This window comes from Peteryoungia ipomoeae (genome assembly GCF_004912165.1).
GTDB lineage: Bacteria > Pseudomonadota > Alphaproteobacteria > Rhizobiales > Rhizobiaceae > Allorhizobium > Allorhizobium ipomoeae.
In genome coordinates this window covers 13,276-26,915 of record NZ_STGV01000009.1, presented here as the reverse complement: position 1 = coordinate 26,915, position 13,640 = coordinate 13,276, and the positions used below count along the sequence as shown (strand labels likewise).

Here is a 13,640-nt window from a genome sequence, read left to right as displayed (position 1 = left end):
AGGAAGGCGAGAATATGGTGAATTTGGAAATTGGCGGTGAGCAGGAGTTTTCCGGCTTTCGCGATCTGGTTCGTGAGCATTCTCATTCGCTTTCGACTCAGCTCCAAGCTTACCAGACCAAGATGTTTCCGCCGCACGCGCGGAAAACGATCCGTCATTTCTCCCCCGCCGAGGCAGAGAAGCTATTCGATGTCGCGGAGGGGTATCTTCGCACCATCGTCGCCGAGATGGAAAAGGACGAATCTCTGAATTTCAAGGTCGCTGCTGGTCCCGGGAATCGCCGCACCTATTCAGTCGAGGATTTGGCAACGATCCGCCAATACATGGATGCCGGCAGCCGTCCGGCCGGGCGCTACCTGCCCCATCGCCGCGACGGTGAAGAGCTTCAAGTTCTGGCGGTAATGAACTTCAAGGGCGGTTCTGGCAAGACAACGAGCTCGGCGCACCTGGCTCAGTATCTGGCGCTGCGTGGCTACCGCGTTCTCGCCATCGACCTCGACCCACAGGCGAGCCTTTCAGCCTTGTTCGGCAGCCAGCCGGAACTCGATGTTGGGGCCAACGATACCATCTACGGCGCGATCCGCTACGACGATGAGCGCAGGCCTATCCAGGACATAGTTCGGGCAACCTACATACCTGGACTCCATCTGATTCCCGGCAATCTGGAGCTGATGGAGTTTGAGCACACCACGCCGATGGCCCTGGCAAACAAGGGCAGTCATGACAAGATATTCTTCGCACGTGTTTCTGACGCTATCGAGGAGATCCAGGACGCTTATGATGTCGTGGTGATCGATTGCCCACCGCAGCTCGGCTACCTGACGCTCTCGGCGCTGACTGCGGCGACCTCCGTGGTGATCACAGTTCACCCACAGATGCTGGACGTGCTTTCAATGAACCAATTCTTGTCGATGATGTCCGACCTGATGGATACCATTGCCGACGCTGGAGCGCGCGACAAAATCAACTGGATGCGCTACCTGGTCACCCGCTTTGAGCCCTCCGATGGACCTCAGCATCAAATGCTTGCCTTCCTTAGATCGTTGTTCGGCGCCAATGTCATGGTCAACTCGATGGTAAAGAGCACAGCGATTTCTGATGCGGGCTTGACCAATCAGACGCTTTTCGAAGTTGACCGGAGTCAATTCACCCGCTCGACCTATGACCGGGCGTTAGAGTCGATGACCAGCGTGAATGCTGAAATCGAAGACTTGATCAAAAAGACATGGGGCCGAAAATGAGCCGAAAAAACCTTTTCGCCGATATCCCAGCAACGTCCTCGCCGTCGGCCGCTGCACCGCTTGCGCGTCCACTCCAAGGCGTCAGCAATGGGGCGATGTCTGCCGTCAAAAGATCGGTGAACGATTTGAAAGAGCGTAGCCGTCGCGCGGATGAAATTGAGAAGGGTTTGGCCGACGGCCAGATAGTCATCGAGATTGACCCGTCGCTCGTTGAGCCTTCCTTCGTCCAGGATCGCATGGAAGGCGATATCGACGGGCTTCGCGAATCCATCAAGGAGCAAGGGCAACAGGTCCCCATTCTGGTCCGTCTCCACCCGGAAAAGGACGGGCGATATCAGGTAGCCTTCGGACATCGGCGTTTAAGGGCCTTGAAGGATCTCGGCCTGCAAGCGAAAGCCATCGTACGTGAACTTTCCGACGAGCAGCTGGTCATCGCGCAAGGCCAGGAGAACAACGAGCGCGAAGATCTGTCGTTCATTGAAAAGGCACGGTTTGCTGCGCGGTTGAAGGAGCGCTTTAGCCGAGATGTGATTATGTCCTCGATGTCAGTCGCTAAGAGCGACCTATCGACAATGCTTACCTTGGTGGAGGCACTGCCCGCGGAGATCATCGATACGATAGGCCCAGCGCCCGGCGTCGGTCGGCGAAGCTGGCAGGAACTCTCCGAACTCTTGGAGAAAACCGGCGATCCTCAGGAAGCCCTGAGGGCGGCTAGGAGTATGCAGAATCTGCCTTCGCCGGAGCGCTTTAAGGCCGTGATCTCGATTTTGAAGCCGCGAAAGCCTGAGAAAGGTGCTCCGGGAGTTCTGTCCACCTCTGAAGGCGAGCGCTTGGCCCTGGTCAAGAACAGCAAATCGAAGGTCGAACTGACGATCGACAAGAAGACGTCGCCCGAATTTGCGGCGTTCGTGCTCGACAAGTTGCCGGATCTCTTCCGCGATTACCGGTTAAACTATCAACGGAAAACTGGAGAATAAACCGCAAAAGAAAAGGCCCCCAAAACGTCGCCGTTCCGGAAGCCCAATCTGTTTCTTAGCAAGCTCAGATTCGCATTTCCGGGAGACATCGTCAAGAGTCTTTGGCACCATTTTGGTGAGCGTTTTTCTATTGCCTACTGAAAGGTGAGAGATAATGCAGACGGGAAATGTGACGACGCCCTTTGGGCGGCGACCTATGACGCTTGCGCTGGTGCGCCGACAGCAGGCGACAACAGAGATCCCAGCGGGCAAATCCGTCGAAAAGTGGAAAGTGTTTCGCGATGCGGCAACCGCCATGGATCGCTTGGGACTTGCTCCAAACAGCCTTGCAGTGCTGAACGCTTTGCTGAGCTTTTTCCCCGACGCGGAACTACGCCAGGACGGCCAGTTAGTCGTCTTTCCGTCGAACGCCCAGCTAGCGCTCCGAGCTCACCAGATGGCTGGTGCCACGCTGCGCCGACATCTGGCTCTATTGGTAAACGGTGGACTGATCATTCGTCGCGACAGCGCCAACGGTAAACGTTACGCCCGCAAGGACAAAGAAGGACAGATCGAAAGCGCCTTCGGCTTCGACCTGTCCCCTCTTCTGGCCCGATCGGAAGAGCTCGCGCATCTGGCCCAGCAGGTCACGGCCGAGCGGACGGCCTTTCGTAAGGCAAAGGAAAATCTCACTATCTGCCGACGCGATGTGCGCAAGCTCATCTCCGCAGCAATCGAGGAAGGCGCTGGCGGTAATTGGCAGGTCGTCGAGGACACCTATTTGTCCATCATCAGTCGGCTTCCGCGCTCACCATCGACAGAAATTCTGGTGGAGGCCCTCGAAGAGATGGAGATGCTTCGGGAGGAAGTGCTCAACATGTTGAGCTTTCAAGAAAATTCAGAAAATGACAGCACCAATGATGCTCACAATGAGCAGCACATACAGAATTCAAAATCCGAATCCATCTATGAACTTGAACCTAGCTCCGGAAAGGAGCAGGGGCAAAAGTGGAGCCAAAAGAGCCCAAGACCGGGCAGTCGAGACCCTGCCTTTCCGTTGGCAATCGTACTGAAGGCCTGCCCAGACATGCGGGATTATGGGCCAGGCGGGGCGGTTGGAAACTGGCGCGACCTTATGTCCGCCGCGGTGGTGGTTCGCTCGATGTTGGGGGTCAGTCCATCGGCCTATCAGAAAGCCTGCGAGGTCATGGGGGCGGAGAATGCAGCGATCGCGATCGCCTGCATCCTAGCTCGAGCAAACTTTATCAGTTCGCCGGGCGGCTATCTGCGCAACCTTACGCAGCGCGCCGAAGACGGGGAATTTTCGCTTGGCCCGATGGTAATGGCTCAGCTACGTTCCGAGACGGTTGCTCGGAGGGTAGGTTGAGTGGCTAACGTCAGAGCTATACGCACGTGCTATGAAGCTGATTTGTCTTGACCGGAGGTTTGCTGAGATTGGTGTCCCACACATAACAATGCGATACTCGGAGCAGGGCAGGGCAGGGCATGACCTCCGTTCGGCACTTGCTTAATGAAGCATCAGTTGCGGAGATAAGACGGAAGGCAAGCCAATGATTTTTAGGCTAACAAGGTTGGTGGTCAGATATTTGGCAGGATGTTTCGCTCTTCTCTAACTTGTATTCGGCAGTGCAGGTTAACCTGTCGTGAGATATTCGGTGGGGATCAATTGGATCGCAATCGTCGGTACGTCTCGGGTGGCGCTGAACATTTACGGACGTCCACTTCACGAAGAACGTGTGGGATATGCCCATCAAGCAACGTGTTCGTGGACCAAAGAACGCCTGCGTTTAGCGTGCACTGTTAGATCATTGGAAGTGATGAAAGTCATCTTCTAAGCGGCACGGCCTAGCCCAGGTTAATTTCAATCACCTCGAGAATATGGTATCGCTTCTCGGCCAGAGGGGAAGCTGAGGCAAATTTCGTTCAGCGTAGTTGGCTCGGCTCCATCTACTCCGACCAATGAGACGGTTCAGAAAGGCTCTGTACTGCGCGCTTGTGCTTCTTTCCATCACTACCCAGTACAGTTCAAAAAGTTCGCCGCGGCGAACAGCTATAAAGCATTGAAACTGAACTGTTTTTCGAGATGCAATTTTGTGCTTGGGCTCTCCTGTATGTGTCAACGGTTTCACCCTCAATTGCATTGGGGTACAAACTGCTACGCAGACGCCCTTTGTCACTGCGGCGGAAGTTGAAACGCTCAATATGCTTCCTAGGCGTCAAGGGTCACCTAGGGCGACCTGGAGAAACAACAAGCTCCAACCCCCGTTCCATGCGGTCCCTTCGCCAAGGCCTGGCTGAAAAGGACTGTCGGAAACAGACCCACAACTTGCGTCGGTCTGGCCTACGCGAACGATGGGATACCCGTCGCACAATGCACGGCTAACGGTGTGGATCTCGCCGCCGAAATGCTGCGCGTCGGTTGGGCTCGTCTCGATTCCCCTTACATCAACGCCCAATATTACGCCTATCAGACCAACGCGATGGCCGCCCGGTATGGGATGTGGGGAACCTACGTGTTGGACATGAACGAATGGCGCCGCAAAGCCGTCGACAAGACGCTAGATCGGCATCCGATCGCCGACTTCAATCTATTGGCCGAGAGGAAAAGCGAGATCTCTCCTCCTTTTGCTGATGCGCGAAACAAGCCGAAGAGGACAGACCGATAGTTGCCAGACATCGCACATATTGCGAACTCTCTCGCAACGGATCCCTTGGCTGGCTTGCTGCTTGCCATCTCCCTCTCGATCGCCCTCATAATCCCGGCGCAGAGACTCTGGTGGATCCACGCGCTACTAGCGGCCTTCCTTCTCATCCTGTCGCTGGCTTTCCACGACAAGCGTCACTTGTCCTTCGACAGCTACCTAGTCGGGCTCCTAGCCTTCGCCGCGGTTTCTCGGGACATTCCCAATCAGCCACTGCTCTATCGCATCGGCATTTCCTGGTTTGCGTGCTTCACGCTGATCTCGGCCGTCATCTACGCCGCAGGCGAACGCATCCAGCACAGGACTCCGCTCGAAAGACCTTTTTCCGAGCCGGCAATTTCAGCAGCTTTGATCAAGAGGGACACCTGATATGAAACCAGTGCTTTTTGCCGCAGCCGGTCTCGCGGCTCTTGCCATCTCTCCAGCATCTACCAAGGCCGAGGATGCCTCATGGGGTTGCCAGATCCTCTTGTGCGCAGCCTCACAAAGCCCGTCATGGCATGGCGTCCCCTACTGCGTTCCCCCGATGAAAAGGCTCATATCAGCTATGGCGAAGCCCGGCTTCTCCTGGCCGATCTGCTATGAAGCAAAAGCCGGAAAACCGGGCTATGAACCTTACGAGGAATGCCCTGCCGGCATGACCGCCGTTTCCTCCCGCACCGATGGGGATCGGCCGTTCTTGGGCCGAGACGACAAGGATCAGTGCACGAAGACCGTCAACCAGTGCAGCAACCGTGCCGCCTTCCGTACCCAATTTGGTGACAAGCGCGAAAACGAGCGCAAGGGTGTCACGATCCGGCAGATCAACCAGAACAACGACAATGATGTTTTCAACCGAGACAATGGGTGCATGGTGCAGATCACTCAGCCCCGCCCTCGCCGCGCAGATCCTTATTATTTCGACATTCCGAACGATAAGGGCGTCAAGCAGCGCGCTTGGTTCAACCTGAATGACTGAGTGGATGACATGAACAGCAACATTCTCATCGTAGCAGCCGCAGGTATCGGCATTCTCGCCGGTGCTGGAGGTACTTATCTCGTCATGCCGGAGCCAGAGCCGGTTGTTCGGGCCCCTACTGATGCGGAGATCGCGGCCCTTATCGCAGCCAATCCCTCCCTAATTCCCGAACCTCCGGCCCCTGTGCTTGAGATACCGACAGAGGAGGAAGCTCTAGCCGCATACCGCAAGGCTTATGCCCGCAATCCTCTAAGGACCGGCCGCGGTGAAGCCGATGTAACCCTTGCTTTGGGAGAGTGTGACGAGAACGCCAGCGGTCCAGGCGTATCATGCGTTGCGGCCATCAAGAGGAATCCGAACGCAGCTCCTCTCGATCGCATCATTGGATTTGCCAAGTCTGCATCCGGCGAATGGGTTGCCACCAACTACTGATTTCAGGGCCAGATGCCTGTTGATCATCAATGCCCCGATAGTGAGGTGGAGCCTGAAAGAAGAAGCTCCATTTCCTCAGGGTTTAGGCTCCCCTTGGAGGCAATCAGATACCCTGCTACGTAAAGTAGCTTCTGATCTCTCTCATCCTGATCTGACGGCGCGTGCCTGATGATTTCCATACGTGCATTCGCTTCTTGATCCATGTCAGCGCCGCCCTCGCCGTTGACGGCTGCCAAGTAGACGGCTCGGTGACGTTCGACCTTCACGGACAATGGCTCGTTGGGTTGCAGCTCAAGCTTTTCTGTCATCTTTCCCTCTCCACAAGCGCAAGCGATCACTCCTTGACCTCCCGAAATCGAAGGGAGGGCAGGAGCCCCGCTCCTGCTCCCGAGCTCGTGCGGAACAGCTGGAGAGAGGGGGACAAGCGCTAAACCGGAGGGGGATCACCCACCCAGAGGGCCGAGACGGATTTCAGGGAAATGCGGCCGGTGCTGCAGGCCGCAGGCCGAAGCATGGGGAGACCGGTTTAGTGCTTGTGGGGGAGAGAGGGCAGAGCGCCTTTCTCCCTTCTCAATGAGTCGAATACCTCGCGGCTATATCCGCAGCAGCGACAAGCGAGCCGAGGGCGCCAACAAAATGACGATGCGGGGAAAGTTATCTCTCCCTTGCTCGCAACCGACCGTCACTACTACACCCCAGCCGACCTTCGTCGCGCAGGTCAACTCGATCAGGCTAGTTTCCTACTGACAGCGTGTTACGCCTCCGGTAGTAATTCAATTGGGGGATGGGGACCAAATGGAGACCACGAGCCGAAACATCGAGAATTTCGGGGTATTATTGCCGCCGCCCCTTTCTCCTGATGCTTGACCTCGTGTGGTGGCCGCCTTAGTGTCGTGTCGTTCATTATGGATCAAAAAAATGAGCCTCCGAAGCTCACCGCGAAGAACCGAACTCCGGTTTTTGGAAGTGGCGGGTGCGGATTGAACGGACGGCGTTAGATGTTAACAACTCGACCGCGGGCTGTGCCAATCTCCGTTCAGCGATCTAACGCCGAGGGCCACCGTTCCGCCTCCGGCCCAATCTGCCATGGCGCATCCTCCTGCCACCTGCCAGAGACGGATAAAGCGCTCATTGAGCGCCTTCAAGCGGTCGGGTAATAACCAGTTCTCTAACAGTAGCAAAAGCCGTGCCGCCAATATGAGCAAAGGGTATGTTCATGCGGCGTGCCCCTTTGCCATCGGTATCGAGATTGTCACCAATGAAGATTGCCTCGCCAGCTTTCGCCCCGGCGATCTTGAGAGCAATCTGAAATAGCGCCTCGTCAGGCTTTCCAATCGACCGATATTCTAGTTTTGGTAGACAAGTCGCAACCGCTGCCAATAGAGCCCCGGTTTCTGGGACGATACCTCCATGGGCACCGGGATGCGTTGCATCCACGTTTGCAACCAGAAGGGCAGCCCCAGTTCGGACCAAATTGACGATTCGGGTAAGCCGTTCATACGAGAAGCAGATATCCCGGGCAAGGAAGACGAAATCCACGTCCTCGTCCGCGAGGACAAGGCCGGAAGCTTCGGCGTGTGCTCGAAGTGCAGGCGAGGCGAAGGCCGCCACGCGAGCGCCTGGGAAATCTTTTGCCAGGATGTCCATTGCCGTCGCGCCGGCGAGGACCATGCGGTCCGCTGGGATAGTGAGACCGAGGTTTGCGAGCCGCAACGCGAGCGTTGTCGGCGTATCGGTAGAGTTGTTGGATACAGCAATCAATCGATCGCCGTATCCAGCCAAAAGCTCCCGCGCGCCTGGCAAAACAACTTCACCTGCGATCAGACAACCATCGAGGTCGCAGAGGATCGCCTTATATGAGGAAAGCCTGATGGTCATGCTGGGAACCGCCCCGAGACCGCATCGGCGTCATGAAGCCAGTAGGAAGGGCCCTCGTATAGAAACTGCCTATGATGGACGGCGATAGTATCCGTGCTGACACGGACAAGCGCGTAATCCGGACCTTCGAGTGATCCCGGTATCTTGTCGTCGGTGTCGAGGTCGAAACCTACCTGATGATTGACCCCGCGTTGAATGTGGTATGGTATGCCGTGCCACAGTCCGAAGATGGGGCGATGGATATGCCCATGGAACATGTAATCGGGTTTCCGACCCGCCCGCTGGAATACCGCCCACTGCTCTTCCGCATTGCGCACGTTGTAATGATCCATGGAGCGTAAGCCGACTTTCCCGGAATGATGATGTTGGAGGAGAAGGAGAGGACGATCCTTCGGCGCTTCATGAAGCGATCTCTCGAGAAACTCGAGACGCTTTGGGCATAGAATGCCGACGTGCGTGTTTCCGTCTTCATCAAGTGTGTCGAGCGTTAGGATGCTTGCTTGAGGAAGCACACGCAGCGCCTGGATGAAACCGGTGCCGTCGTCGTCGGCTTTAGGAAAAGACTCGCGGAAGGCTCCTCGCCGATCATGGTTACCCATCATAAGCACAAGCGGAGCGGCCAGTTTGCTCACTGAGTCTGCCAAGTTTTCGTATGCAGCGCGCTCCCCATTGTCTGCGAGATCACCGAGGATCACGACAAACTCCAAGTCCGGATGGTCGCGGTTGATGACTTCGATAGCCGCGTCCAGCCTCGCGCGCGGGTCCATGCCATACATCGTGCCGCCGCGGGGAAGAAAATGGGTGTCAGTTAAAATGACGAATTCAAGTGCTTTGCCGTCCATGGCTAACGCCTCCATTCCGGGTTTTCATCGTCTGGGCGGGCGGCCCGTATCATGGGCCGCCCGGTTAGATGTCACTCTGTTGGCATGAGGTCGTTGACCTCCTCCTGCAGTTCGCTCTGGAGGGTAGGCATATCAGTGGCCTCACCGGTGACGATGGACTCGATACCGTCATAAAGGACCTGCGTGATAGCAAGGCCGTTTGCACCGGGATAAGGCTGCCATTCCCGCAAAAGCGGAAGTTGACGCACCGCGGTCTCCTTATTTGGATTCTGCTTGTAGAAATCGGCTAGGATAATTTCATTTGCGGCCTTGTTCGGAGGCATGTACCCGGTGGTGCGAGCTACGTCGGCGGCGCCCTCGCCTGAAGTGATGAACTTCAGCCACTTCCATGCAGCCTCGATCTTTTTAGGGTCTTTGGAGTCGGACACGAGCATGGCCGCATTGCCGCCCGCAGGAAGCCCCGCCGGACCGGAAGCATCCATTCCAGGGAACTCGTTGGTCAGCAGCGTCCAATCGCCCTTAGATCGCTCGACGGCTCCCAGTTCGGATGTTGAGGTATAGTACATTGCGATCTGGCCAGCAGCGAATGCCTTCTGCGCGTCGCTGAAGGAGTAGTTCGGCATCTCGCAACCCCGGAAAAGCTTATTCATGGTCTCGAGGGAATTCAGGCCGGCCGGGCTGTCGAGGTTAACTTTGCCTGCCTTTAGCAGTGGCTCGTTCTGTGTCCACATCAACGACTGGAGGAACCAGTTGCCCGTGATGTTCCAGGTCCAGAACATCGGCGTCTTTATGCCTGCGGTCCGCATCTTAACGCACAGATCAACGACTTCGTCCCAGGTCTTGGGCAGCTTAGCGGCGTCCGTGACGCCGGCTTTCGCCATCAGGTCCATATTGTAGTAGCCGACCGGGAGCGAGATAGCGAACGGCAACCCGTACACGCTGCCGTTTGAGGTCCCAAGGTCGAGCATCGCCTCGTGGTAGCCGTCCCTGGAGAAGTCGACCTCCTCGGAAATGAATGGCTCGAGCGACTTCGCAATGCCTTTCTCGACTAGGATGGCCTGCCGATTCAAGCCTTGGATTGTAACGTCGGGAAGGTTGCCTGAGACAGCCTCGCGCAGGATGGTGTTGGTGCCGTCCTCGTAGTCCTTATACGCGGAGCGGACCTTGATTTCGATGTCCGGGTTCTCGGCCTGGAACTTGGGGAGAATCTTCTGGAACGTGACGTCGAAGAGGTAGGAATAGGTGTAGGCGAACTCAACGACGGTTTTTTCTTGAGCATAGGCACAAGCGGTCATTCCTGCCGTGAGAGCCACGGCGGATACAATGAGACGACGCATGGATTTGATCCTCAGTAGGGGTGGCTAGACGAACGGTATTCTCGGTAGTCATCCGCTGGTGCGGAAGTCTTTGGGGCTATTTCATGCCCGATAACGTGATGCCTTCAACGAAGCGGCGCTGTGCCAACAGGAAGGCTACGATCAAGGGAGCGACGATAACGGTTGCTGTCGCCATCATAGGTCCGTAGAGGCTGCCATCGCCCCCGCCGCCGCGAAATTCGTCGAGACCGAGTGGAGGCGTAAAGAGACTGCGATCGCCGGTCAAAACCATCCGCGGCCAAAAGTAGTCATTCCAATGGGCAACAACGGAGAAGATCGCGAAGGCCAGCAGTGCTGGAACTGCGGTTGGAAGCATGACTTTCCACACGATCGACCATTCACTCATTCCGTCCATGCGGGCGGCATCGATAAGGTCGTCAGGTACCGTCGTGAAAAATTGCCGCATCAGGAAAATCCCAAATACAGAGATAGTCCAAGGAATCACGAGGGCGGCGTAGGTGTTAGTAAGTCCCAGTTTTGCAAACACGATGTAGAGAGGTAGCGCTACGGCGTGTACCGGCAACAGTAGGCAGATTAGCACGAGGCTGAACACCCCATCCCGCCCCCAGAACCTAAGTTTCGACAGGGCGTATGCCGCAGGAACCGCGACGATGACTTGAAGGAAGAAGATGGAGGCTGTGACAATAATACCGTTGAGAAGGTAGCGAAGCAGCGGCGTTTCGGAAAACGCTGTAGTGTAATTGAAAAGCGCAGGACGCTTCTCGCAGCGTTCCCGAAGCTCTGTGTCAAGTCGCTCGCGAGCTGCGGCTTCGCTCGCTTGGTCCCCCGCCGAAATTGCTGCTTCCACTTGAGCGCGATCCGGCTCGCCTCTCTTCACGCAGTACTCGTCGACCATGAGGGCCTGAGAACCCAAGAAACCCCCTTCATTGCGTTCGATTTCCCCCGGTGACTTAAGGGACGAAGAGAGCATCACGTAGAACGGCAGGGCAACTATGATCGCGCCGAGCATCAGGACAAGGTGCTTGAGGGACTCTGTGATGTTGAACCGATGGGCGGTCATGCCTCTTGCTCCCTTTTTACGGCTACAGTTTTCTGGACAAAGGTAACGACGAGGACGAAGACCAGATACAGGACCGCGATCGCTGCGCCGATGCCGATCAGGTTCTCCTTCACGCCTTTCTCGTACATCGCGATGAGGATGACGTAGGCACTCCGTGATGGACCGGCACCCTGGTCGTAAAAACCATGCACGACATCGAAGACCTGAAATGCTTTGATCGCGGTGATCGCCATGACGAACACAGTCGTAGGCCACAACGTGGGCCACGTGACCAGACGGAAACGCTCCCAGGAACTACTCGCCCCGTCCATTTCCGCAGCATGATACAGCTCCGATGGAACCGATGTTAGACCAGCGAGGTAGAGGACCATGTTGAAGCCAAAGCCCTGCCAAATCCCGACAAAGCAGACGGTCCAGATGGCGTAGTTTCTGTCTCCCAGCCAGAGCGGAAATCCGTTCTCGCAGGAGCGATTAAACCAGCCCCAATATTGCAGGGCATCGACGTGGCAAAGGGATGCAAGCGACTGGTTTACGATGCCCAGCGTTGGATGCAGCGTGAAGCTCCACACGATAGACATAGCCATAAGAGTTGCCATGACAGGGAGGAAGTAGACGGTCTTGTAAAACGCTCCACCCCATCGCAAGGAGTTGATGAGGAGCGCGGCTCCCAATCCTATTCCGATCGACAGCGGGGTCACGACCAGCACATAGGTCAAAGTGGCTGCAATCATGCCCTGATAACGGGACTGGCTGAATATCTTGACGTAGTTTCCGAGACCGACCCAGTCAAAGTCTGGACTGCCGAGGCTGTAATCCGTCAATGAGAGAACAGCGACTGCAATTATCGGCAGTAACAAAATGCCAGCCATTAGCGTGACAGCAGGCGCCACAAAGAGGAGTCCGGCGCGCTGGGAGGCAATGCTGCTAGTTGCCATTCCACTAAGCTCCCACCGCTACTGCTTTGCCGATTTCCTTGGACGTGCCATTGGGGCGAGAAGGCAGACGTGAGTTATCTGCAGCGAATGCCATAACCCCCTCACCCGTCAAACCGATGCTGACCGATGAGCCTATGTGCAGCCGTCGGGCTCCTTCCCTAGCCAGCCGCACCACGATCCTGCGACCGGTTGCAGAACCCATGTCCGTGACGCTCGCATGTAGGAACACGTCGGACCCGAGGTTTTCCTTATGGATGATCCTCCCGGGAAGCCCGACCTCGTCTGCCTCGCAAAGCCTGAGGTGCTCCGATCTCACAGCTACGTTGATGTCTTGAGAGGTTGCATAGAGACTTTGACGAACCTGCACGCCGGGGGCATTGATTTGTCCCGTTGAATCGACTCTAGCTGGAAGAATGTTGATCTTCGGGCTACCGATAAATTCCGCCACGCGGAGGTCCTGAGGGTCGTCGTACACTTGATCCGGTGTAGCAAACTGAAGAATTTCGCCGCCCATCATGACCGCGATGCGATCTGACATGGTCAACGCTTCGGCTTGATCGTGGGTGACATAAATGAAAGTAGAACCCAGTGCCCGGTGAAGCTCGGACAGCTCCGACCGCATGTGCACACGTAGAGCAGCGTCGAGGTTGGAAAGCGGCTCGTCCATAAGGAAAGCAACGGGTTTCCTAACCATTGCCCGGCCAAGCGCCACGCGTTGACGCTGACCGCCCGATAACTGTCCAGGCTTCCTATGAAGTAGTGGCGTTATTTTGAGCGTTGCGGCTGTCTCGGCTACAGCGGATTTGATCGCGTTGAGTTTCCGGCGATGGCTCGGCAGCAGCGGCCCAATCAATGGCAACCGTTCAGTTGCGTTAAGGTCACGGAGACGCAGCGGAGTCATCATGTTCTCCTCGACGGATAGGTGCGGGTACAGGGCGTACGACTGGAAGACCATGGCGAGATCTCGCGCACTTGGACGGACGCCGACTACGCTCTTGCCGCCGATCAAGACATCACCCGAGGTCTGGTCTTCAAGCCCAGCAATAATTCTCAGCAGAGTTGATTTTCCACATCCTGATGGACCAACGAGAGAAACGAACTCGCCATCGCCGATGCGCAGATTGACCCCTTTAAGGACATCTGTCTTCGCAAACGCCTTCTTGATGTCACGCAGCTCGATTGTAGCCATGTCAGCCCCCTGTTCAGGTAAGTTTATTGAGGCGCTTTTAGGGGGCGACAACAACAGGTACGTGACATCTATAAGCTTTGCTTTTAGAA

At 56.2% G+C, this 13,640-nt stretch carries 13 protein-coding genes and 1 pseudogene; 7 read left to right on the top strand and 7 right to left on the bottom strand.

Annotated elements, in window-relative coordinates; translation table 11 throughout:
• Positions 1-14 precede the first annotated feature (14 nt).
• The 7 genes and pseudogenes from repA to FAA97_RS19995 all read left to right on the top strand — a co-directional run bounded on the left by repA (position 15) and on the right by FAA97_RS19995 (position 6,310).
• Positions 15-1,241, top strand: a complete 1,227-nt coding sequence (repA, locus tag FAA97_RS20025) for a plasmid partitioning protein RepA (RefSeq protein ID WP_136600351.1) — start codon at positions 15-17, stop codon at positions 1,239-1,241.
• Complete coding sequence (gene repB, locus FAA97_RS20020) at positions 1,238-2,218, top strand: plasmid partitioning protein RepB (RefSeq protein WP_136600350.1); 981 nt, start codon at positions 1,238-1,240, stop codon at positions 2,216-2,218. Before repA ends, repB begins: the two co-directional genes overlap by 4 nt.
• A 154-nt stretch (positions 2,219-2,372) precedes the next feature.
• Positions 2,373-3,584, top strand: a complete 1,212-nt coding sequence (gene repC, locus FAA97_RS20015) for a plasmid replication protein RepC (protein WP_136600349.1) — start codon at positions 2,373-2,375, stop codon at positions 3,582-3,584.
• Positions 3,585-4,452: 868 nt separating this feature from the next.
• A pseudogene (locus FAA97_RS20010) lies at positions 4,453-4,884 on the top strand (thermonuclease family protein); the annotation flags it as partial.
• A gap of 54 nt (positions 4,885-4,938) precedes the next feature.
• On the top strand, positions 4,939-5,289 hold the full coding sequence (locus FAA97_RS20005) for a hypothetical protein (protein ID WP_246041596.1): 351 nt from the start codon (positions 4,939-4,941) through the stop codon (positions 5,287-5,289).
• A gap of 178 nt (positions 5,290-5,467) precedes the next feature.
• Positions 5,468-5,878, top strand: coding sequence for a hypothetical protein (locus FAA97_RS20000; protein WP_342774489.1), 411 nt, complete (start codon positions 5,468-5,470; stop codon positions 5,876-5,878).
• 9 nt (positions 5,879-5,887) lie between these two features.
• Positions 5,888-6,310: a hypothetical protein gene (locus FAA97_RS19995; RefSeq protein ID WP_136600346.1), complete on the top strand. Its 423-nt coding sequence runs from the start codon at positions 5,888-5,890 to the stop codon at positions 6,308-6,310.
• A 26-nt stretch (positions 6,311-6,336) separates the two neighbouring features.
• On the opposite strand, the gene FAA97_RS19990 is transcribed toward FAA97_RS19995, so the two are convergent.
• The 7 genes from FAA97_RS19990 to FAA97_RS19960 all read right to left on the bottom strand — a co-directional run bounded on the left by FAA97_RS19990 (position 6,337) and on the right by FAA97_RS19960 (position 13,551).
• On the bottom strand, positions 6,337-6,618 hold the full coding sequence (locus FAA97_RS19990; RefSeq protein WP_136600345.1) for a hypothetical protein: 282 nt from the start codon (positions 6,616-6,618) through the stop codon (positions 6,337-6,339).
• Positions 6,619-7,438: 820 nt separating this feature from the next.
• A complete protein-coding gene (locus FAA97_RS19985) occupies positions 7,439-8,188 on the bottom strand; it encodes an HAD-IIA family hydrolase (protein ID WP_136600344.1) in 750 nt (249 codons plus the stop codon).
• The gene (locus FAA97_RS19980; RefSeq protein ID WP_136600343.1) at positions 8,185-9,030 is read right to left on the bottom strand and encodes a phosphodiesterase; all 846 of its coding nucleotides are present in this window, start codon (positions 9,028-9,030) and stop codon (positions 8,185-8,187) included. Before FAA97_RS19980 ends, FAA97_RS19985 begins: the two co-directional genes overlap by 4 nt.
• 71 nt (positions 9,031-9,101) lie before the next feature.
• Positions 9,102-10,367 (bottom strand): ABC transporter substrate-binding protein, encoded by a 1,266-nt coding sequence (locus tag FAA97_RS19975; RefSeq protein WP_136600342.1) that lies wholly within the window; start codon positions 10,365-10,367, stop codon positions 9,102-9,104.
• A 76-nt stretch (positions 10,368-10,443) separates the two neighbouring features.
• The gene (locus FAA97_RS19970; protein ID WP_136600341.1) at positions 10,444-11,427 is read right to left on the bottom strand and encodes a carbohydrate ABC transporter permease; all 984 of its coding nucleotides are present in this window, start codon (positions 11,425-11,427) and stop codon (positions 10,444-10,446) included.
• The gene (locus FAA97_RS19965) at positions 11,424-12,362 is read right to left on the bottom strand and encodes a carbohydrate ABC transporter permease (RefSeq protein ID WP_136600340.1); all 939 of its coding nucleotides are present in this window, start codon (positions 12,360-12,362) and stop codon (positions 11,424-11,426) included. The genes FAA97_RS19970 and FAA97_RS19965 overlap by 4 nt, the downstream gene beginning before the upstream one ends.
• A 4-nt stretch (positions 12,363-12,366) precedes the next feature.
• A complete protein-coding gene (locus FAA97_RS19960; protein WP_136600339.1) occupies positions 12,367-13,551 on the bottom strand; it encodes an ABC transporter ATP-binding protein in 1,185 nt (394 codons plus the stop codon).
• Positions 13,552-13,640: the final 89 nt, after the last annotated feature.